Raw genomic sequence first — 20,926 nt, forward strand, 5'->3', positions numbered from 1 at the left:
CAATGAGCACGCGCACCCACGCACGCAAGGATGCGTCGTCGGAAGCGATCCAGGCCCCGCGTCTGCGCACCTTGCTGTTGACCGATCTATGCGATTCCACCGCACTGGTCGAGCGTATTGGTGACAACGCCGCCGCCGCATTGTTCCGCGAGCATGACCGTCGGGTGGTCAAACTGCAGCAGCAATGGCGCGGCCGTCTGATCGACCGCTCGGACGGGTTGTTGCTGCTGTTCGATCGCCCTATCGATGGCCTGGGCTTCGCACTGGATTACGCACGTGGACTCAAGGCGATGGGCGATGCCCGCGCGCTGACGCTATGCGCGCGCCAGGGTCTGCACGTCGGCGAAGTGCTGACCTGGCGCAACAGCGACGAAGCGGTGAGCATCGGCGCCAAACCGCTGGAAGTGGAAGGCCTGGCCAAGCCCACCGCCGCCCGCCTGATGTCGATGGCACGGCCCGGGCAGATCCTGATCTCGGCGGTGGCCGAGTCGCTGACGCATCGTGCTGCGCGCGAACTTGGCACGCATGCTGAGCGACTGTTGTGGAAATCCCACGGTCGCTGGCGCTTCAAGGGCGTGCCTACGCCAATGGAGATTTACGAGGTCGGCGAGATCGATGTCACGCCGCTGCGCGCGCCCAGGCATTCGCCCAAGGCATGGCGCGATATTCCGTTATGGCGCCGGCCGGCAGCGCTGTTGGCGGAAACCTTGTTGGTCGTCACTGTCTGTGTGTCGGTGTGGTTTTTCACTCGCGCCGAGCCCGCAATCGCTTTCGCCGAACGCGGCTGGGTGGTGGTGGGCGACTTGCGCAATCTGACGGGCAATACGCTGCTCGACAGTTCGCTGGAGCAGGCGCTACGCATCAGCCTGGAGCAGTCGCGCTACGTCAATGTCCTGAGCGATATGAAAGTGCGCGACACAATGACCCGGATGAAGCGCGATCCGGACAGCGTTGTCGTCGATCGTGCCATCGCCTCGGAAGTGGCCATGCGCGATGGCGCCAGTGCAGTCATTCTGCCGACTGTGGCCGAGATTGGGGGCAAGCTCCGCTTCAGTGTGGAGTTGGTGGATCCACGCACGCAGACCACGGTGTACTCGGAGTTTGTGCAAGGCGATGGCTTACCGTCTGCGCTGTTGTCCGTAGATCAGGTCACCCGTAAGTTGAGGCAGGGACTTGGCGAAGTTGTCGCTTCGATCGACAAGCATTCGGTGCCATTGCCCGCCGTCACCACCTCAAGCCTGGATGCATTGCGTGCCTATGCCCTCGGTGTCGACGCCACGGTGAAAGGCCAGTGGAGCCAAGGCATGGAACTCTTCGAGCGCGCAGTTGGCATCGACCCGGAATTTGCCTTGGCCTATCTGGGCGCAGCACGCATCAAGGTCGCCATCTCCGACCGCGATGGCGCGCTGCCGTATCTGGATCAAGCGATCCGTTTCCGCCGGCGTTTGCCGGAGCGTGACCAGCTCTATCTGGATGCCTGGGCGGCCGAGTTGCGTGCGCCCGAGAAAGCGTTGCCGCTGTGGCGAACTCTGGCATCGCTGTATCCGGACAATTTCGCTGGAACCGCCAATGCCTCCTGGCATCTATTCGTAGCCAATCGTTTTGCCGAGGCGCTTCCCTATGCGCAGGCAGCCGATGTTCCGCAGGATCCGTTACGTGCGATCGCCACGGATCGGGTTGGACGCATTTTGCTGGCTCAGGGAAAAGCCGAGGCCGCATTAAAATATTTTGTCCCTGATGACGTTGATCGCGCCGGTCCGCTACGGCGGCGGGCCAGCGCATTAGCATCACTGAATCGCTACGCCGAAGCACAGCAAGCGCTCGATACGATCGTGAGGAGCGGCTATGTCAACGACGATGTGGTGCCGTTGATCGACCGCACCAGTATTGCGATCGATCAGGCCGACTGGATGGCTGCGCGCGCTTCCATTGCGCAAGCTCTGACGCGTAGCAAGCAGGCCGACGATTTCCTTTATCGGCAGTTCCTGGTCATTGCGTTGACGACGGACGCCCTAACCGATCCGGCCACCCCAACCAAGCTGAAGCCGACGTTCGATCGGTTGACATCAGCAGTAACCGACGACAGGTTGGCGATGGCGAACCAGCAAGACAATGCAGCGATGGTCTTGATCGTGGCCAGCCACGCACAACGCAGCGGCGACGATAGTCTGACCGCGCGCGCGCTTGAGGCGATCAAGCCGGCACTGGTACATGAAACGCCGGTACTTGCCGACCTTCGCGCGATTGTCGAAGCCCAACATCTTGCGCTGACGGGCGACCGTGCGGCGGCTATTGCGCACCTGTCAGTCGGTGACGACACGCTCGTCCAGACCCGCGTTGCGCTGTATGCGCTGCTGACCGACAGCGGACGGCATGCCGAAGCGCTGCAACAAGCACGTTGGCTATCCCTGCGCCGAGGTCGCGCTTACATCGAGGCGAACGCGTCACAAACGCTGCAGCCGCTCAATGTGGCCGATGCGCGGCTGGCACAGCTATGGATGGCCGAGTCGTTGCATGCACTCGGCCGCACCCACGAGGCACGCGAACAGGCGCAGGCATTTGTACGTGCGTGGCCTGTGTCGCGTCTGCCCGCTTACCTGCGCACCAGGGTAGAACGGATGCTCTCCGATTCGAAGGCAAAGATCACGGTGTGATTGGCGTTCTGGGTCAGGTAGCTATGCAACTCGGCGCGGGCCAGCGCAATCTCTTCCTTCGAGGCGAGCTGATTGGTGGTCATGCAGAAGTATGGCTCTCCCACGCTGGGCACGCTGTCGTCGGCGTTCGCGCCGGCTGCGCCAATCCGGGCAAGCGCTTGAGCCGGATTACATTGAAAGCATTCGCGGAAGTCGTCGTCGCTGGACAGCAGCTCCAGCAGCTTGTCGGCAATGGATGCATCGAGCGGAGGATGTGCGTTGTCGGCTGAGTCGGTCATGGTCTTGCCTGCAGAATGAGGGAGTGTGGTGCGTGGTGTGACAGGAGAGCTGACACAATATCGACCATGCTCATGCGTCCTTGAGATGTTCCTATGCAGATCCGTCGCTGTGCCACGCTGTTCTTCGAACTTCGCAACGATGCGGTGTTCGATCTTGCTCACTTGCTTGCTGGCGGCGATGGGCTGCGTCGTCGCGCACGATGGCTGGCACTGGCGCCGCATCTCGATGCAGAAGTGGAGGTCGGCACAGCCGAGCGCGAGTGGTTGAGCGAGTTGAGCCCGACGCGCTGGCGATCAATCGATCAGACGCAGCCACCACCGGCCTGGCTCGATGGGTTGATCGAGCAGGGGCTTGTGATCAGCGATCAACCGGAGCATGCAGCGCATCGCAACAATGACGAGCGGGTGCAGCAGCAGCGCTGGTGGCCATTGGCTGCGTTGTGGCACCGCTTCGCGCGTTGGAAAGGCGAGGACAGCGTGGCGACGATGGAGGCGCAAGGTCTGACGACTGCAGAAGGCATGGTGGAGCGCCTGGGTGCGCCGCCGGCAGAAGTCGTTAGCCGCGGCGAAGGAGGCGCCGAGGCCCGAATAGCGTTGCCGCGCGCAACGCCGGGTACGTTCGATCAACTGCTGGCGCGGCGCGTGACCTGCCGCAATTTCGATACGCAGCGCCCTCTATCAAGCGAATTATTGGCCCAGATGCTCGAACGCAGCGTCATGGCGAGCGCGCGGATCGAGGTCGGGCACGACACCGCATTCTTGAAGAAGCCAGTGCCATCGGGAGGCAGCCTGCATCCCACCGAAACCTATCTGCTGGTGCAGCGGGTCGAGGATATGGCCAGCGGCCTTTATCACTACCGCCCGCTCGACCATGCGTTGCACCCCTTGCCATCGCCTGCACAGCCGCTCGCGGACTTCGCACGCAAGGCAGTGTCGGGGCAGCACTGGTTTGCCGATGCGCCGGTGCTGTTGATTCTGGCGCCGCGGTTTTTACGTAGCTTCTGGAAATATCGGAACCATGCCAAGGCTTACCGCGCAATGATTCTGGACGTGGGCCATATTGCACAGACGCTCTATTTGAGCGCGACCGATTTGGGGCTGGGAGCGTTTGTCACCTCGGCAATCAACGAGGTGGATATCGAACACGCGCTAGGCCTGGATGGCCTGCAGGATGGCCCGTTGGCCATCTGCGGCTTCGGTTGGCGTGCCGAGGAAATGAGGAATACGGAGCTGGATCCTGGTGGCGCAGTGTGGTCGATCGATCTTGATCGAGAGGCTTCCAGAGAGATCGGGCAACAGTAGCGAGCAAGCATCGGGCCTCGACACATCTATCGTGCGTTGAGGCGATTTTATGCGTGCTGCGTGCTGCGTGCTGCGTGCTTCGAACGCCGGAGGTGCATGCGTCAGCGCTCGCCTTTGCAGGCGAGCGCAGTAGCAGGTGCCATCACTGTAAAGCGAGCGACCCCTTTGGCCGATTACCGCCGAATCGCCTGCGTATGCGTCTTCAACGCATCGCTCAAGCCTTGCACCTTGTCGGCGCCTTCCGGGACGGTGATGCTGGAGCCGGTCAGGTCTTCGCCGATGGGTTGCACGCGGCCGCCCAGGCATTGGCCCAGGAAGCTTTCGGTCACTGCGTTGAAGGCCTTGCTGTTTTCCGGGCGCCGGAAGCCGTGGCCTTCGTCCGGGAACAGCACGTAGGTCACCGGAATGTTCTTGGCCTTCATCGCGTTGACGATCTGGTCGCTCTCGGCCTGTTTGACGCGCGGGTCGTTGGCGCCCTGGCCGATCAACAACGGCTTGCTGATCTTGTCGACATGCGTGAGCGGTGAGCGATCGGTCAGCCATTGCCTGCCGGCGGCGGTGGCCGGGTCGCCCATGCGCTTGGTCGCCTGCTTGTAGAAGCTGGCCCAGTACGGCGGGATGGTGGCGAGCAAGGTGTTGAGGTTGGCCGGGCCGACGATGTCCACGCCGCACTTGAACGCGTCCGGGGTGAAGGTCATGCCGGCCAGCGTGGCGTAGCCGCCGTAGCTGCCGCCCATGATGGCGACCTCGTTGGGGGTGGTCACGCCCTGTTTGACTGCCCACTGCGCCGCGTCGAGCAGGTCGTCGTGCATCTTGCCGCCCCACTCGCCGTTGCCGGCATTGGTGAACGCCTTGCCGAAGCCGGTGGAGCCGCGGAAATTGACCGCCAGCACCGCATAGCCGCGATTGGCCAACCATTGCTCGTACGGTCCGTAGCCGTAGCTATCGCGCGCCCACGGGCCGCCATGCACGAACAGCACCAGCGGCACCGGTTTATCCGCTTTGCCGTCGTGGTTGGCGTCGGCCTCGGCGGGCAGGGTGAGATAGCTGACCAGCTTGAGGCCGTCGCGCGAGGTCAGTTCCTGTGGCCACATCGGCACCAGCGGTTTGCCATCCAGCGCAGGTCGGGCGGAGAACAGCTTGGTCAGCTTGCCGCCATCGGCGCGATCGTAGCGGTAGTAGGTGAGCGGTGTTTCCGCTGCCGAATACGCCACGATCCAGGTGCGGTCATCGAGCGTGCGTGATGCGATGCTGGCATCGCCTGCGCCAAGTGATTTGAGTTTCTGCAGATCGGCGGCGATGCCGGTATCCAAGGCCTTCCACTCTTCGCGCAGGTAGTCGGTGGACACCGCCTGCACTACGCCGGTTCTGGGGTCGTTCAAGGTGGTGCCGACATCGGCGCGCGGGTTTTCGAACAGCAGCGTGCGTGCATTGCTGGCGGTGTCGATCGCATACAGCGCCGAGGTGTCGCGGTGGCGCGAATCCTGCATGTACAGCGTCTTGCCGTCGTCGGTAAGCCCCTCGGGCGCGGTATTGGTGACATCTTCGAACGGGATGCGGTCCACGCTCTTCCATGCCTTGCCGTCGGGCACCAGCAGTTCTCTGCCGGCATCGTCGGTGGCGCGGGTGGCGTAGCGCAGTCGGTAGTCGCCGTCGAGCAGATAGCTTTCCAGACTGTCGGTGTTCTTCTGCACCAGGGTGCGCTTGCCCGAGGCCAGGTCGACCCGGTATAGATCGTGCCACTTGGCGTCGCGGTCGTTCATGCCGACCATGATCGATTCGGCATGCTGCGCGCTGACGCGGTACATCTCGGCCGTGGTCTTCTTGAACGGCGTGAGGTCCTTGCTGCTGCCATCGGTCAGATTGACCGAGAACAGATGGAAGTCTTCATCGCCGCCGTCATCGCGCAGATACAGCAGCGTATTGGGTTGATACGTCCAGAAATAATTGCGGATGCCGCGGGCGGTGTCCTTGGTGATTGCACGCGCCTGATCCGGCGCATCCACCGGCGCGACCCAGACATTGAGCACGCCCTCCAGCGGTGCCACCCAGCTGAGGTATTTGCCACCCGGGCTGATGGTCACGTTGGCGCGCTCGGGATTGCCGAACAGCGCATCGCGGGTGATCAGTTCCGGCGGTGCTGCCGGCGCTGTCGCGGTTGCTGCGGGCGGTGCGGCCTGATCGGTCGTGGACGCGGTTTTGTCGCTGCAGGCAGCCAGCGCCAGCACGATGCTGGAAACAAGAAGCAGGCGTTGCATGAAAGCCTCCGGTGAGAATCGCGGCCACGCCGGCCGCTTTTCCTAACGCTAGGCGCAATGCCCGCGCACACGAGCGTGCCGTTGGTCACCCTTTGGTGCGGCGCTACGCAGACGCGGACGGACACAAATTCCACTAGCGCGACGCCATCGGCGACCAGATCGCCTTCTGCGACCAGATACGCCTGCACGGTGCCATCGCCGGGGGCGTGCAGGGTGTGTTCCATCTTCATCGCTTCGAGCACCACCAGGGCTTGCCCGCGCGTGACCGGCTGGCCGACCGCGGCAACCAGCGACACGATGCGGCCCGGCATCGGTGCGGTCAGGCCGCCGGTTTCATGCGCGGGTTGATCTGCCTCGACCAATGCGTCGTGGTGGCGGAAGACCGCACGGTCTTCAGCGCCGATCAGGGTCAGCGTGCTGCCGTCGCGCAGCACCTGTGCGCGCCATTGCCGTCCATCCATCTCCACGCGTAGCGCGGTGCCCTGCGTTTGGTAGCGCAGTGCGTGCGTGTTGCCCAGGCAAGTGACCTGCCAAGCATCGGCCAGCCGACGCACGCCTAGCTGGCGCCGCTCGCCTGCGGCCTCCAGCGTGATGGCCTGGGCCGCATGCGCGCCGATACGCCATCCATCGGTGTTTCCCCATGGCGAGAACGGGTCGGCCGGATCGGGCGTGGCGTTGGGTACCGCCTCGGCCATCAGCACGGCAGCCAGGCACCACCACGCACTGTCTGGCGCATGCGCTTGCGGAAACAGGGCCGCATGCTCGCGTTCGATCAATGCGGTGTCCAGATCGGCCGAGGCAAACGCCTTGGTACCGATCAGACGCGACAGAAATGCACTATTGGTCGTGACGCCGACCGCGTGGCACTGCGCAAGCGCCTGACGCATGCGTGCAAGCGCAGCGGGGCGATCCACATCCCACACGATCAGTTTGGCGATCATCGGGTCGTAATACGGGCTGATGGTGTCGCCTTGCTCCACACCCGCATCGATGCGCACATGCGCACTGGATGCAGGCAGCTGCAGCTGCCGCAGCGTGCCGGTCGAAGGCAGAAAGCCGCGCTCGGCATCCTCTGCATACAGGCGCGCTTCCAGCGCATGTCCGTGGATTCGCAATTCGTGCTGACGCTGCGGCAACGGCTCGCCGGCAGCCACACGCAGCTGCCACTCGACCAGATCGGTACCGGTAATCAACTCGGTCACCGGGTGCTCGACCTGCAGCCGGGTGTTCATTTCCATGAAATAGAAATCGCCATCCGGGCCTGCAATGAACTCCACCGTACCCGCACCGACATAGCCCACGGCGCGTGCGGCGTCCACGGCGGCCTTGCCCATCGCTGCACGGCGTTGTTCGCTCATGCCGGGGGCGGGCGCTTCTTCCAGCACCTTTTGATGGCGGCGCTGCACCGAGCAGTCGCGTTCGAACAGATACACCACCTCGCCCTGCGTATCGCCAAACACCTGGATCTCGATATGCCGTGGTCGTTCAACATACTTTTCCACCAGCACCTGCGCATTGCCGAACGCCGACTGGGCCTCGCGCTGGCAGCTGGCCAAGGCCTCTTCGAAGGCAGCGCTGGCATCCACGCGGCGCATGCCCTTGCCACCGCCGCCAGCACTGGCCTTGATCAAGACGGGATAGCCGATCGCATCGGCCTGCGCGCGCAGGAAAGCCGGCGCCTGTTCGTCGCCGTGGTAGCCCGGCGTCAACGGCACGCCGGCGCGTTGCATCAGCGCCTTGGCCGCACTCTTGTCGCCCATCGCGCGAATCGCGGCTGCGGGTGGGCCGATAAACACGATGCCGGCCTGCGCACAGGCATCGGCAAACGCCGCATTTTCCGAAAGAAACCCATAACCCGGATGGATCGCCTGCGCGCCGCTTGCGCGTGCGGCATCGAGAATGACCTCGCCGCGCAAATAACTCTGCTGCGCCGGTGCCGGACCGATATGGATCGCTTCATCGGCCAGACGTACATGCCGTGCGTCGCGATCGGCATCCGAGTACACCGCCACCGTCGCGATGCCGAGCTTGCGACAGGTGGCAATGACCCGGCACGCGATCTCGCCGCGATTGGCGATCAGGATCTTGTCGAAGTACGGCTGTGTTGCTGTGGCGTTGGATTCGCGTTGGGTCATGACGAAGTTCTCTGCACGTCGCCATGGCGGCGGTATTGCGATAAAAAACGGTTCTGTTCACCAGCTCACATCCGAAACACGCCAAAGCGTGTCGTTTCGATCGGCGCATTCAACGCAGCCGACAGACCCAGCCCCAGCACACGCCGCGTATCGGCCGGGTCGATGATGCCGTCGTCCCACAAGCGCGCACTGGCGTAGTACGGATGCCCTTGCTGCTCGAACTGCGCCCGGATCGGCGCCTTGAACGCGTCCTCTTCTTCGCCCGACCACGCACCGCCCTTGGCTTCGATTCCGTCGCGGCGCACGGTGGCCAAGACGCTGGCGGCCTGCTCGCCGCCCATCACGCCGATGCGTGCATTCGGCCACATCCATAGAAAGTTCGGCGAGTATGCGCGGCCGCACATGCCGTAATTGCCGGCACCGAACGAGCCGCCGATCACCACGGTGAACTTGGGCACCTTGGCGCAGGCCACCGCCATCACCAGCTTGGCGCCGTCCTTGGCGATGCCGCCGTGCTCGTATTTGCGCCCGACCATAAAGCCGGTGATGTTCTGCAAAAACACCAGCGGAATGCCGCGCTGCGTGCACAGCTCGATGAAGTGCGCGCCCTTGAGCGCAGACTCGGAAAACAGGATGCCGTTGTTGGCGATGATGCCCACCGGGTAGCCATGCAGATGCGCAAAGCCGGTGACCAGAGTGCTGCCATAGCGCGGTTTGAATTCGTCCAGCTGCGAGTCGTCGACGATGCGTGCGATCACTTCGCGCACATCGAACGGCTTGCGTGTATCGGCAGGAATCACGCCATACAGTTCGTCGGCGGCATGCCGCGGCGGCAGTGGTGCACGCAGTGCCAATGTTGCTGCCGGCTTGCGCCAATTGAGTTGCGCGATGATGGCGCGCACGCGCGCCAAGGCCTGCAGATCGTTGTCGGCAAAGTGATCGGCCACCCCGGAGATGCGCGTATGCACATCCGCACCGCCAAGTTCTTCGGCACTGACCTCTTCGCCGGTGGCGGCTTTCACCAGCGGTGGGCCGCCAAGAAAGATGGTGCCTTGCTCGCGCACGATCACCGTCTCATCGCTCATCGCCGGCACGTACGCACCGCCGGCGGTGCAGGAGCCCATCACGCAGGCGATCTGCGGAATGCCGTTGGCCGACAGATTGGCCTGGTTGTAAAAGATGCGCCCGAAGTGATCGCGGTCGGGAAACACTTCATCCTGCAGCGGCAGGAACGCGCCGCCGGAATCGACCAGGTAGATGCACGGCAAGCGATTCTGCTGCGCGATTTCCTGCGCGCGCAGATGCTTCTTCACCGTCATCGGATAATAGGTGCCACCCTTGACCGTGGCATCGTTGGCCACGATCACGCATTCCACCCCGGACACGCGCCCGATACCGGCCACCACGCCGGCGCAGGGCACCTGATCGTCGTACATGCCGTGCGCGGCCAGCGGCGCGATTTCCAGCAAGGCGCTGCCCGGATCAAGCAAAGCATCGATGCGATCGCGCACCAGCAATTTGCCGCGGGCGGTGTGCTTGGCGCGAGCGGCTTCGCTGCCGCCCAATGCAGTCTGCGCCAGCGTGCGGCGCAGATCCTCGATCACTGCGCGCAGTGCGGCAGCGTTGTGTTGGAAGCTCTCGCTACTGATCTGCAGCTGGCTGGTGATCACACTCATGATGGCTCCATCAGGCGGTGCGTTCGAACAACTCGCGGCCGATCAACATGCGTCGGATCTCCGAGGTGCCTGCACCAATCTCGTACAGCTTGGCATCGCGCCACAGGCGCCCGGTGGGGTAGTCGTTGATGTAGCCGTTACCACCCAATACCTGGATCGCCTGGCCGGTGAGCCAGGTCGCTTTTTCGGCGGCGTAGAGAATCGCGCCGGCCGCGTCCTGGCGTGTGGTCTGCCCGGCATCGCAGGCGCGCGCCACCGCATACACGTACGCGCGGCAGGCGTTGAGCCCGACGTACATGTCGGCCAGCTTGGCCTGCATCAACTGGAAGGTGCCGATCGGCTCGCCGAACTGCTTGCGCTCGTGCACGTACGGCAGCACCACATCCATCGCGGCGGCCATCAATCCCAACGGGCCACCGGCCAACACCACCCGTTCGAAATCCAATCCGGACATCAGTACGCGCACGCCACCGTTGAGCGTGCCCAGCACGTTCTCGGCCGGCACTTCGCAATCGGTGAACACCAATTCGCAGGTGTTGGAGCCGCGCATGCCGAGCTTGTCGAGCTTCTGCGCGGTGGAAAAGCCGGGCATGCCCTTTTCGACGATGAAGGCGGTGATGCCGCGTGCGCCGGCGGCCGGATCGGTCTTGGCGTACACCACCAGCACATCGGCGTCCGGGCCGTTGGTGATCCACATCTTGTTGCCGTTGAGCACAAAGCGGTCGCCGCGCGCGTCGGCACGCAGCTTCATCGACACCACGTCCGAGCCGGAGCCGGCCTCGCTCATCGCCAGCGCGCCAATATGCTCGCCGGTGCACAGCTTGGGCAGGTAGCGCTGCTTCTGCTCGGGCGTGGCGTTCTTGCGCAGCTGGTTGAGGCACAGGTTGGAGTGCGCGCCGTAGGACAGCCCGATCGCGCCGCCGGCCCGCGAGATTTCCTCCATCGCCACCACATGTGCCAGGTAGCCCATGCCGCTGCCGCCGTACTCTTCTTCCACGGTCAGCCCGAGCAGGCCCTGCTCGCCGAACAGGCGCCACAGCTGCGCGGGGAAGACATTGTCCTGATCGGCAGCGGCCGCAAGCGGGGCAATATGGTGGTTGGCGAAGGCCGCCACGCTTTCGCGCAGCAGATCGATTTCTTCGCCAAGCGCGAAGTTCAAGGACGGCACGTGCATGGAACGACTCCGCAGGGATCGGGATGTGCCGGGTGGGAGCGGGTAGGCCGCACGGCGTTTGTGCGCAGCCTAGCGGTCCGCAGTGAAAAAGTGAACTAAAATTCAACTATTGAACCCAGAATCACACCATGGCTTATCGACGCTCCGCCCTGATGGAAGAACGCCTGGCCGGCAACCGCGAACGCATCCTGCACGCGGCCCGCGCCCTGATCGCCGAAGGCGGCTACCGCAATGCGCCGGTGACCGCCGTCGCCGCCGCAGCCGGCGTCTCGACCGGGCAGATTTACCGACATTTCCCTTCGAAAGCTGACCTTTTCGTGGAAGTTCTTAACGAAGCCGTGCAGCGCGAGATGACCATCCTGCGCACCATCGCCACCACCCAGGCCAGTGCCGCCGAGCGCCTGCGCAGCGCCATTGCCACCTTCGTGCGGCGTGCGCTGGCCGGCCCTGCGTTGGCCTATGCGTTCATCGCCGAGCCGGTGGAAAGCGAAGTGGATGCCGAGCGCATCCGCGGCCGGCGCCTGTTTGGCGAGGTGTTCCGCCAGCTGCTCGCCGAAGGCGTGGCCGCCGGTGAGTTCCCGCAGCAATCGCTGGACGCAGCGGCGGCCTGCATCGTCGGCGCCTTCACCGAGGCCTTGGTGGGCCCGGTTGCCCCCAGCCGCGGCGATCCGCAACAGGGCGAGCAACTGGTCGAGGCGATCTGCGGCTTCTGCTTGCGCGCGGTGGGTGCGCGGCAGCCGGCCAGCTGACGGTGCACTGACCACACACCAGCTGTGCTTCATTGATGCACCTGGCTGTGCATATACTGTGCAAACCCCTTGCTGGAGTCGTGCGATGGTCGCCGTCCTCAATCCCCTGGCCCTGACCGAACGCCTGCGCGTGCCGGATCGCACCATCCTGTCGCCGTCGGCGATGGCCGGCCTGCTGGATCTATCGCAACAGGAGCTGGCCGAACTGGCCGGCGTGCATCGCAACAGCCTGCGCGTGCACCCGGAAAGCCCGCGCGTGCAGGACCTGCTGCGCAACCTGTCGCGCTTGCTGGTGGCGATGACGCAAGTCCAGCCGGACGAACGTCAGGTGGTGTTCCACCTCAAGAACACGCCGATCCCCGCATTCGAATTCGCCACCTTGCTGGAGGTGGTCAAACAGGGCCGCACCGACGATGCATTGACCTACCTGCGCACCGTTGAAGCGGGGGCTGCCGGTTGAAGCTGAGCGCCCCGGCGCACTGCACGTTGTATCGCGCCTTCACCCCGCGCTGGGCCGCCGAACCGCTGAGCGGCGCCGGTGCCGCGCGCTCGGGCGGGCGCTTCAATCGTTTCGGTCAACCCGCCTTGTATCTCTCGCAGCAACTGGAAACCGCTGCCGCCGAATACGCGCAGGCCGCGCCGTTTCTACCACCGTTTACGTTGGTCAGTTACGCCGCCGATCTGCCCGCGTTGGCCGATTTGCGCCTGCTCGATGCAAGCTGGGATCCGCTCTGGGCCGATTGGACCGAGGACTGGCGCAAGGCAATGGTCAACAAGATCGAACCGGTGAGCTGGGTACTCGGCGACATGCTGCGCGAGGCAGGGATTCCCGGCGTGATCTTTCCCAGCATGGCGCTGCCGGAGGGCATCAACGTGGTGCTGTTCCTGGACATGCTGCAGCCCGAGCAGGTGCTGCACGTGCTCGACGATGGCCGCCTGCCGCGCGACGGGCGGAGTTGGGGCGCTCCGCCCATCGTGGTGTAACGGGTTGCGCGCGCGAGACATGACGCCACGCTCGAATTTTCAACCAACCAACAGCTGCACCACACCGGCCAGCACTGGCGCGGCCACAGCTGTCGGCAGAATCAATCCACGCCGATACGGCAGCAACCACAGCGACAGCAACGCCGCAGCACCGGTCAAGGTGCCAATCCACAACACCGAACCGATGCCCCAGCCCTGCGCGTGCACCGCCAGGCCAAAGGTGAGCAGCAACAGCAGCCAACCCAGCACGCGCAGTTGCCGCGAGCGCGCAGCGCCCAGCATGCGGCCGCGTATCTCCTGCTGATGCTTGTCCATCGCCAGGCATAACGCAGCGAATCCCGAAAAATTCAGTGCCAGCAACAGCAATACACTCATGCGCTTTCCTGTATCGGCACGCTGTTCTGCGCAGGCGCAGCGGCGCGCGCGCGTCGCGCAGATGCCGATTGCGGGGCCTTCCAATGCTGCAAACGCCAACCTGCGATCCCCAGACACACGCCAAGGAACAGGCACACCAGATCGACACCGGCCAGCGCCCATTGCCCGGCCGGCAACGTCACGCCCAGATGCACATCGGTGGTAATCGCATTGAGCAGCGGCACCAGCGCGAACAAGGCTGCGCCCAGATACAGCTGCCAGCTCCACATCGCGCGCCGTGGCCAGACGAAGGCGGCCAGCAATGCGGTGGCCCATGCAGCGAAAAACAGATTGGCCTCCATCGCCGCGCGTGCGTCCAACGTCACCGGTAGCAATCGGTTGGCCCAGAAGAAACTGGCAAAGGCGATCGGCAAGCCGGCAACCGCGCCGATGTTGAGCGCATCCACCAGACGCAGCCCGAAGCCGATGCGCCCGGCTTTGAGATGTTTGGGGCGTTCTTTCACCGCCCACATCACCACACCGCTGGCCACCATCAAATAACCGAGCAAACCGGAGCCGAAGAACAGCGCGCGCATCCATGGCCCGGCAAAGTGGGCGATATGCAGGCCCACCATCGTGCCGCGCGTCTGGCTGGCACCGCCTGGCGCGCCGCTACGCTGCAGGCGCTGGCCGCTGATCGCATCGAACAGAATGGACGGCGCATCGGTCGAGAGACTGCCGGCCACCTGAGTCACGCCGACCGCGGCATGCGCATCGTTGGGAAGCGACACCGCCACGTTGCCGATCTCGCCACCGCGCCAGTCGCTGCGCGCACGCGCCATGAACTGTTCCAGCGGCAGCATGCGCGCCGGTGTGCCCGATGCCTTCCGCGTATCGGCAACCCGGTTGGCGGATTCTTCGTAGAAACGCATTTCGTTGTCGGGGTACTGCGCTTTGATGCCCCACGGCAGGTACATGAACATCAAGGTCACGATGCCGGTGTAGGTGATCATCGCGTGGTACGGCAACGCGGTCACCGCGCTGACATTGTGGAAATCCAGCCACGAGCGCAGGCCCTTGCCCGGGCGAAAGGTAAAGAAATCCTTGAAGATCTTCTTGTGCGTGATCACCCCGCTGATGATCGCCACCAGCATGAACATCGCGCAGAAACCCACGATATAGCGCGACCACATCACCGGCAGATAATGCAGATCGAAATGCAGCCGATAGAAGAAGTCGCCGCCCAGGGTGTCGCGTGCGGCGATCTCCTTGCTGGTGGCCGGGTCGATGATGGCATTGCCATACATCTCGCGGCGGCTGGCCGGTTTGCCATCGGCCGGCGCAGGATTTTGCCAGTACATGCTCACCACCGGATTGCGCGTGTCCGGCAAGGTGATGTTCCAGCTCTGCGCATCGGCCGCATGCGCTTGCAGATACTGTTCGGCACTGCGCAGTGCGGTCGCGTTGCTCACCGTGGTGGTGGGCAGTTCCGGGCGCATCCAGCGACTGATTTCGTCGCGGTAATAACTCGCCGTGCCGCCCATGAAGATCAGCAGCAACACCCAGCCGACCAGCAGGCCGGTCCAGGTGTGCAGCCACGCCATCGACTGGCGGAATCCCTGCTTCATGCCACGCTCCGTTGCAGCCATGCGGCCAGCGCAAACATCAGCGCCGCCGGCACCGCGATGCCTGCCCACGCCCGCCACACGCTGGCGGTGGCAAAGGCCCACAGCGGGGCACACGCGCACACCACGATGCCGACCAGCATGCTGGTCAGCACCGCTTCGCTGGGCGGCATCGGCAGTACCAGCGCCAGCAACAGATTGGTGGCGCTGGCCAATGCATAGCCGCCAAAGATCGCGGCCAGCGTGCGCGCAAGCACGCCCAGCCAGGGGCGCCTGAACCAGGGAAGCGACAGGGGCGGTGCGGTAGACATCAGCTGTGCTGCATGTGCGGCCGACTTACTCGGCCAGGAAGGTCAACGTGCTGATGTGGTGGATCATCGCCACCTGCTTGCCGGCGATCTCGCGCTTCACCGGCTCCTTGTTGGTGGCGACCAGGATGTGGCGGCCGGCGCGCAGCTTGGGCAAGGTCACCTGGCCCTTGGCATCGGAGGTCAGCGTCTTCTGCCACTTCTGCGGATCGATCACCGTCACCTCGACCTTGGGCAGCGGCTTGTTGCGATAGAGCACGGTTAGCGTGTTGCTGTTGGCGGCAGTGGGCACCAGTTCGAAATCGAGCTTGGCCGCGGGCGTGGCGCGGCCGGCGCGGGCGTAATAGCTCACCGTCTCGAAACCGCCGGCTTCGCCCTTCCAAGGCTCGAATACGCTGTCGTCGCTCAACCAGGCATCGCCGGTGCCGGACAGCGGCGCGGTGAGGAACTCGCTGCCGCGCTGTAACGCACCGGCCTTGCCGGCCGTGCCGAACACGGTCGGCTTGACCACGCGCTTGATCTCGTCTTCGCCGTGGTCGAGGGTGTCCTGCGCCGGCTCGCCGAAGTAGATGCGCACCGGGCCGCTGCCGTCGCGCTCGATCCAGATTTCATGGGCCTGGGCAGACAGACTGATGCTGGCCAAGGCCAGGCAGGACAGCAGAAAGGACTTCATCGCGGCGACTCCTCGTAAGCGGGACCGGGCGAAGCGAGAACCGCGTCACCGTGGGTTGATGGGAATGATACGCAATTCCACGAAACGAGACCAACGCGCCATCCGGGACCTGCGGGGTTCGACCAGCGCCTGGTCATCACGCGGGCAAGCGGGTTCTGCTGCGGAAGGGGTAGTGCCAAGCGGCTCCGTCATGCGGCATCGCGGCAATTTGCCAGCGGCACGCGAGGTGGCTACACACAAGACGTACAGCCCGCCAAGCTGCAGGACGCATCGCGGCGATAACTGTCATGCACAGTGGCCAGACTGGCGCGAACTGTGCTCTATACTCCGGCGCTAGCAGAGGTCTTCGACCAACAGCCAGGGGTGAGCGCGTGCGGAATTACGACCTCGAGTTCCTGAAAAAATTCTCGATGGTGATCGGACTACTTGTAGTGATCACCCTGGGCCTGATCGCCCTGGCAGCCTATTTGCAACGCGCCATTCCCGACGAAGTCTCGCCCACTGCGGCCAAACGCGTGCAGCAACGCATCGCACCGGCCGGTGCGGTATATGCCGGCACCACCGGCGCATCCGCACAAGCGGCGGCTCAGGCAGCAGCACTGGCCAAGGCCTCCTCGCAGTCTGCCTATGGCGGCAGCACCGATGGCAAGACCATCTTCGACAATCTGTGCACCGCCTGCCATACCACCGGCGTAGGCAAGGCGCCGACGTTGGATCATTCGCATTGGGACGCGCGCATCGCCCAGGGCAAGGACACCTTGTACAAGCACGCGATCGAGGGCTACACCGGCCCGGACGGCGGCATCATGCCGGCCAAGGGCGGCAACCCGGCGCTGACCGAAGAACAGGTCCGTGCCACGGTCGATTGGATGCTGGGCAATCTGAAGTAGGCGCCTGAAACAAGCGCCTCCACGCACCATCTGGTCGCAGTTCGCAGCGGTTTGTTAGCCTGTTGCAACGCTCAGCTGCTCATGCGCCGCCTTCCGGGCGGCGCTTGCATTTTGGTCTACGTCTTTCTGGAGTGTGTCGATGTCGCGTTGCTCGCTTGTTGTGCTCGGTGTGATCGGTCTGCTGGCTCCGCTGCTGGGCAGTGCCGCCGATGGCGCGCCGCAACGCCTGTCGATCGCCGATGTGCAGGGCGAAGACACGCGTAGCCCTTACGACGGCCGCGTGGTGGAGGTGGAAGGTATCGTCACTGCCGATACCCGCATCGGCCTTGCCGGCCTGTTCGTGCAGCAGCCCGGGTTTGAGCCGCGGCGCTCGCACGGCCTGTTCGTCACCGGCGCCGGCGATGCCGAGGTGGCAGCGGGTGATCGCGTGCGCATCATCGGCACGGTGCGCGAAGTGTCGGCAGGCGGCGAGGCGAGCCTGACCACGGTGGATGCCAGCAGCATCGAGCGGCTCGCCAGCGGCCAGCCGGTACCGGTGCGCATGCTCAGCGGGCCGCCGGCCAACTGGGAAGCGCTCGAAGGCGAGCATGTGCGCATCGCTGCGCTGACGCTCAACGGCAGCGATCGCCTGGAGACTTATGGCGAGCTGGTCGCCGCCTTCGGTGGGCGCTTGTGGCAGCCGAGCGAAGTGGCCGCGACCGGCACTGCGGCTTTCACGCAGCTGGAGGCGGAGAACGCACGCCGCCGGGTGCTGCTGGACGATGCACGCAATGGCCGCAGCCCCAAGACGGTGGCCTATCTGCCGGCAGATGCGGTGTTGCGCGCCGGCAGCCTGCTCAAGTCGGTCGATGGCATCGTCGACCAGCGCTACGACGGCAACTACCGCATCCAGGTGCTGAATCCGCTGACGCTGCCAGCCATGCCGACTGCGGTGGCGCCGCAGGTCGGCGGCGATCTGCGCATTGCCTCGTTCAACCTGGAGAACTTCTTCAACGGCAATGGCCGCGGCGGCGGGTTTCCGACCAAGCGCGGTGCGCGCACGCATGAGCAGTTCCAGGCGCAGCTGGCCAAGCTGGTGTCCACCATCGTGCCGTTGCGCGCCGACGTAGCCGCGTTGATGGAGCTGGAAAACGACGGCAACGGTGCCGATGCCGCAGTGGCGCAACTGGTGGCCGCGCTCAATGCCGCCGGCAAGGACAAGGACTGGCAGTTCGTCGACACCGGCAGCGGCCCGGGTGATGATGCGATCCGGGTCGGCATCGTCTATCGCAGCACCCAGGTCACCCCGGTCGGCAAGCCGGCCACTTTGACCGGCGGGCCGTTCGACAGCCACAGCCGTGTGCCGTTGGCGCAGGCGTTTCGCAGCACCCGCGGCGCGACCTTCGTGTTGGTTGCCAACCACTTCAAGTCCAAGGGGTGCGGCACCGCCAGCGGCGCCGATGCCGACCAGCGCGACGGCCAGGCTTGCTGGAACGCCACCCGCACCGAGTCGGCCAAGCGCCTGCACCAGTGGTTGCAGACCGACCCCACCGGCGCGCAGACCAAACTTGCCGTGCTGCTGGGCGACTTCAACGCCTACGCCATGGAGAGCCCGATGCGCAGCCTGCGCGCCAGCGGCTGGCAGGACGCGTTCGCAGTGGCCGGAGTGAAACAGCCTTACAGCTACGTCTACGATGGCATGAGCGGGCGGCTGGACCACGCCTTGCTAAGCCCAGCGATGGCCAAGCAACTGCGCGGCGCGGTGGAATGGCATATCAACGCCGATGTCATGGACGATGCCGGTTACGCCAAGCGCAATCTGGCCGGTCCGTGGCGCAGTTCCGACCACGACCCGGTGCTGCTGGGCTTTTCGCTGTAGCGCAAGCTGGCGTTCGAATCCCGCTGCAGGCGCGTGCGTGATACGTGTTGTCTGCAACATGTTTTTGCGCGCCGCTGCGCTGCCATGGAAAAAGCAGGCCGCGAGCGCACGCGGGGCTTGCACCTAGCTCGCGCAATGCCCCGCGCGGCGACGTAGCCGCAGATTGACCAGATGCGTGCTGGCCAGCAGCAGGCTGCCGGTCACCGTGATCGGGGTTTCCAGCGCGCCACCGGCCACCCCGCTTGCGCCGAGCACCAGGCCGGCCAGTCCGAAGGCCGCCAATGCCCACACCGGCGCGGGCAGTGCGTGTCGGCGATGGCTGCTCCACAGCGCGTAGCCGCTCAGCGGCACGGCGGCGGTGGCGAACACCAGATGCACCCATTCGGCCCGGCTCCAGGCGCCTAGCAGCGGGAGTGCGGCGGCCAGCAGCGGCAGGGCCAGACAGTGCAACAGACACAGGCTGGACAGCGCGATGGCCGAGCGATCCAGCACAGAAGCGGTAACGCGCATGGAGCGTGCCCTGTCGAGTAAGTGTTATATAGTAACACTTCACTCCAGCCAGGCTGTCAGGATGTCCCTGTCCCCCAAGCGCGATTCACGTCTTCCCGTCACCGTGTTGTCCGGCTTCCTCGGTGCCGGCAAGACCACCTTGCTCAACCGCATCCTGCATAACCGCGACGGCCTGCGCGTAGCGGTGATCGTCAACGACATGAGCGAGGTCAACATCGACGCGCAGCTGGTACGCGACGGCGGCGCGGCCTTGCGACGCACCGAAGAGACGCTGGTGGAATTCAGCAACGGCTGCATCTGCTGCACGCTGCGCGACGACCTGCTGCAGGAAGTGCGGCGGCTGGCCGAACAGAAGCGCTACGACTATCTGTTGATCGAATCGACCGGCATCGCCGAGCCGATGCCGGTGGCGGCCACCTTCGCGGTGCGCGATGCCGATGGCTTCAGCCTGTCGGATATCGCCCGGCTCGACACCATGGTGACGGTGGTGGACGGCAGCCGCTTTCTGCAGGATTTCGGCTCGGCCGCCACGTTGGCCGAACTTGGTCAGCAAGCCGGCCCGGACGATACGCGCGGGCTGGTGCAGTTGCTGGGCGAACAGGTGGAGTTCGCCGACGTGCTGGTGATCAGCAAGTGCGACCGTATCGATACGCAGCAACTGATGCGGCTGCGCGCGGTATTGCGTGCGCTCAATCGCGAGGCGGCGATTGTGGATGCCACGCATGGCGAGGTGCCGCTGCGCAGCTTGCTCGATACCGGGCGCTTCGATTTCACCCGTGCGCAGCTGGCGCCGGGCTGGATGCAGGAGTTGCGCGGCCAGCACACGCCGGAGACCGAGGAATACGGCATCAGCAGTTTCGTGTACCGCGCGCGCCGGCCGTTCCATCCGCAGCGCTTCGCGCGGATGGTGCACAGCGGTCTGCCGCAAGTGATTCGCAGCAAGGGCTTTTTCTGGCTGGCCAGTCGCATGGATTGGGTGGGCGAGTTGTCCAGCGTGGGCGGTGCCACGCAAACCAATGCCGCCGGCTTCTGGTTTGCCGCACGCCATCGCGTGGATGCACACGCGATCGGCGAGCCGCTGCAGACCAGCATCACCCCGCTGCCGTACACCGACATTGGCTGGCAGCGTCAGCAGACCCAGTGCTGGACCGCGCCGCTGCCGCAATTGCACGAAGTAGGCGATGCCAGCGAATACGCCGCGATGCAGCGGCTATGGCATCCGCTATGGGGCGACCGCCGCCAGGAGCTGGCGGTAATCGGCGTGGACATGGATGCACCGGGCACGCGCGCTGCGCTGGACGCGTGCCTTCTCAGCGATCACGAACTGCGCCAGGGCCCGGCGCAATGGCAACTGCTGGACGATCCGTTTCCGCATTGGGAGCGTTGAGTTCGCGCAAGCGCGCGACCGGCCTGCATCAGCCTGCACGTGATCTGCACCCGACCCGGGGTGGCACCGTGCATTGATACATGCGGGAAAGACGCTGGAGACGGCAAAGAG

General features: G+C 64.6%; 17 protein-coding genes and 1 pseudogene. 8 read left to right on the forward strand and 10 right to left on the reverse strand.

Annotation, left to right across the window (positions count from 1 at the left end; all coding sequences use genetic code 11):
- Window positions 1–2: 2 nt before the first annotated feature.
- Window positions 3–2,654 carry a putative peptide modification system cyclase gene (locus NDY25_RS12190; protein WP_168958597.1) on the forward strand — a complete coding sequence of 884 codons (2,652 nt, stop codon included), beginning with the start codon at window positions 3–5 and terminating at the stop codon, window positions 2,652–2,654.
- Here the strand turns inward: NDY25_RS12190 and NDY25_RS12195 are convergent.
- The gene (locus NDY25_RS12195) at window positions 2,594–2,932 is read right to left on the reverse strand and encodes an NHLP-related RiPP peptide (protein ID WP_168958596.1); all 339 of its coding nucleotides are present in this window, start codon (window positions 2,930–2,932) and stop codon (window positions 2,594–2,596) included. The genes NDY25_RS12190 and NDY25_RS12195 overlap by 61 nt on opposite strands.
- Window positions 2,933–3,025: 93 nt before the next feature.
- On the opposite strand from NDY25_RS12195, the gene NDY25_RS12200 reads away from it, so the two are divergent.
- Complete coding sequence (locus NDY25_RS12200) at window positions 3,026–4,234, forward strand: putative peptide maturation dehydrogenase (protein ID WP_168958595.1); 1,209 nt, start codon at window positions 3,026–3,028, stop codon at window positions 4,232–4,234.
- A 173-nt stretch (window positions 4,235–4,407) separates the two neighbouring features.
- Here the strand turns inward: NDY25_RS12200 and NDY25_RS12205 are convergent, their stop codons facing one another.
- The 4 genes and pseudogenes from NDY25_RS12205 to NDY25_RS12220 all read right to left on the reverse strand — a co-directional run bounded on the left by NDY25_RS12205 (window position 4,408) and on the right by NDY25_RS12220 (window position 11,477).
- On the reverse strand, window positions 4,408–6,492 hold the full coding sequence (locus NDY25_RS12205; RefSeq protein WP_168958594.1) for a S9 family peptidase: 2,085 nt from the start codon (window positions 6,490–6,492) through the stop codon (window positions 4,408–4,410).
- A gap of 119 nt (window positions 6,493–6,611) precedes the next feature.
- Window positions 6,612–8,627, reverse strand: a pseudogene (locus NDY25_RS12210) (acetyl/propionyl/methylcrotonyl-CoA carboxylase subunit alpha); the annotation flags it as partial.
- A gap of 65 nt (window positions 8,628–8,692) precedes the next feature.
- Window positions 8,693–10,303, reverse strand: a complete 1,611-nt coding sequence (locus tag NDY25_RS12215) for a carboxyl transferase domain-containing protein (protein WP_256627472.1) — start codon at window positions 10,301–10,303, stop codon at window positions 8,693–8,695.
- A gap of 10 nt (window positions 10,304–10,313) precedes the next feature.
- On the reverse strand, window positions 10,314–11,477 hold the full coding sequence (locus NDY25_RS12220; RefSeq protein WP_168958591.1) for an isovaleryl-CoA dehydrogenase: 1,164 nt from the start codon (window positions 11,475–11,477) through the stop codon (window positions 10,314–10,316).
- A 128-nt stretch (window positions 11,478–11,605) separates the two neighbouring features.
- On the opposite strand from NDY25_RS12220, the gene NDY25_RS12225 reads away from it, so the two are divergent.
- The 3 genes from NDY25_RS12225 to NDY25_RS12235 all read left to right on the forward strand — a co-directional run bounded on the left by NDY25_RS12225 (window position 11,606) and on the right by NDY25_RS12235 (window position 13,210).
- Entirely contained in the window at window positions 11,606–12,226 is a 621-nt protein-coding gene (locus tag NDY25_RS12225) for a TetR/AcrR family transcriptional regulator (protein ID WP_168958590.1), read from the forward strand.
- A gap of 85 nt (window positions 12,227–12,311) precedes the next feature.
- The gene (locus NDY25_RS12230) at window positions 12,312–12,686 is read left to right on the forward strand and encodes a DNA-binding protein (RefSeq protein WP_104591888.1); all 375 of its coding nucleotides are present in this window, start codon (window positions 12,312–12,314) and stop codon (window positions 12,684–12,686) included.
- Window positions 12,683–13,210: an RES family NAD+ phosphorylase gene (locus tag NDY25_RS12235; RefSeq protein ID WP_168958589.1), complete on the forward strand. Its 528-nt coding sequence runs from the start codon at window positions 12,683–12,685 to the stop codon at window positions 13,208–13,210. Before NDY25_RS12230 ends, NDY25_RS12235 begins: the two co-directional genes overlap by 4 nt.
- A 39-nt stretch (window positions 13,211–13,249) precedes the next feature.
- Here NDY25_RS12235 and NDY25_RS12240 read toward each other — a convergent pair whose 3' ends face one another.
- From NDY25_RS12240 to NDY25_RS12255, 4 genes are read right to left on the reverse strand one after another with little or no spacing between them, the layout of a single operon-like run.
- Window positions 13,250–13,585: a DUF3325 domain-containing protein gene (locus NDY25_RS12240; protein ID WP_168958588.1), complete on the reverse strand. Its 336-nt coding sequence runs from the start codon at window positions 13,583–13,585 to the stop codon at window positions 13,250–13,252.
- A complete protein-coding gene (locus NDY25_RS12245; RefSeq protein ID WP_168958587.1) occupies window positions 13,582–15,192 on the reverse strand; it encodes a PepSY-associated TM helix domain-containing protein in 1,611 nt (536 codons plus the stop codon). The genes NDY25_RS12240 and NDY25_RS12245 overlap by 4 nt, the downstream gene beginning before the upstream one ends.
- On the reverse strand, window positions 15,189–15,500 hold the full coding sequence (locus NDY25_RS12250; protein WP_128417191.1) for a DUF3649 domain-containing protein: 312 nt from the start codon (window positions 15,498–15,500) through the stop codon (window positions 15,189–15,191). The genes NDY25_RS12245 and NDY25_RS12250 overlap by 4 nt, the downstream gene beginning before the upstream one ends.
- A gap of 25 nt (window positions 15,501–15,525) precedes the next feature.
- On the reverse strand, window positions 15,526–16,170 hold the full coding sequence (locus tag NDY25_RS12255; protein ID WP_168958586.1) for a DUF4198 domain-containing protein: 645 nt from the start codon (window positions 16,168–16,170) through the stop codon (window positions 15,526–15,528).
- Window positions 16,171–16,541: 371 nt separating this feature from the next.
- Between NDY25_RS12255 and NDY25_RS12260 the strand changes: the two genes are divergently transcribed.
- Both NDY25_RS12260 and NDY25_RS12265 read left to right on the forward strand, forming a co-directional pair.
- On the forward strand, window positions 16,542–17,060 hold the full coding sequence (locus tag NDY25_RS12260; protein WP_074058609.1) for a c-type cytochrome: 519 nt from the start codon (window positions 16,542–16,544) through the stop codon (window positions 17,058–17,060).
- A 139-nt stretch (window positions 17,061–17,199) separates the two neighbouring features.
- Window positions 17,200–18,918, forward strand: coding sequence for an ExeM/NucH family extracellular endonuclease (locus NDY25_RS12265; protein ID WP_251754776.1), 1,719 nt, complete (start codon window positions 17,200–17,202; stop codon window positions 18,916–18,918).
- A gap of 123 nt (window positions 18,919–19,041) precedes the next feature.
- On the opposite strand, the gene NDY25_RS12270 is transcribed toward NDY25_RS12265, so the two are convergent.
- Window positions 19,042–19,428 (reverse strand): MerC domain-containing protein, encoded by a 387-nt coding sequence (locus NDY25_RS12270; protein ID WP_168958584.1) that lies wholly within the window; start codon window positions 19,426–19,428, stop codon window positions 19,042–19,044.
- Between the two features lie 61 nt (window positions 19,429–19,489).
- Here NDY25_RS12270 and NDY25_RS12275 point away from each other — a divergent pair, with 61 nt between their 5' ends.
- Entirely contained in the window at window positions 19,490–20,815 is a 1,326-nt protein-coding gene (locus NDY25_RS12275) for a GTP-binding protein (RefSeq protein ID WP_168958583.1), read from the forward strand.
- The last annotated feature ends 111 nt before the right edge of the window (window positions 20,816–20,926 follow it).

Source organism: Xanthomonas hortorum pv. pelargonii, assembly GCF_024499015.1.
In the GTDB taxonomy this organism is placed as follows: domain Bacteria; phylum Pseudomonadota; class Gammaproteobacteria; order Xanthomonadales; family Xanthomonadaceae; genus Xanthomonas; species Xanthomonas hortorum_B.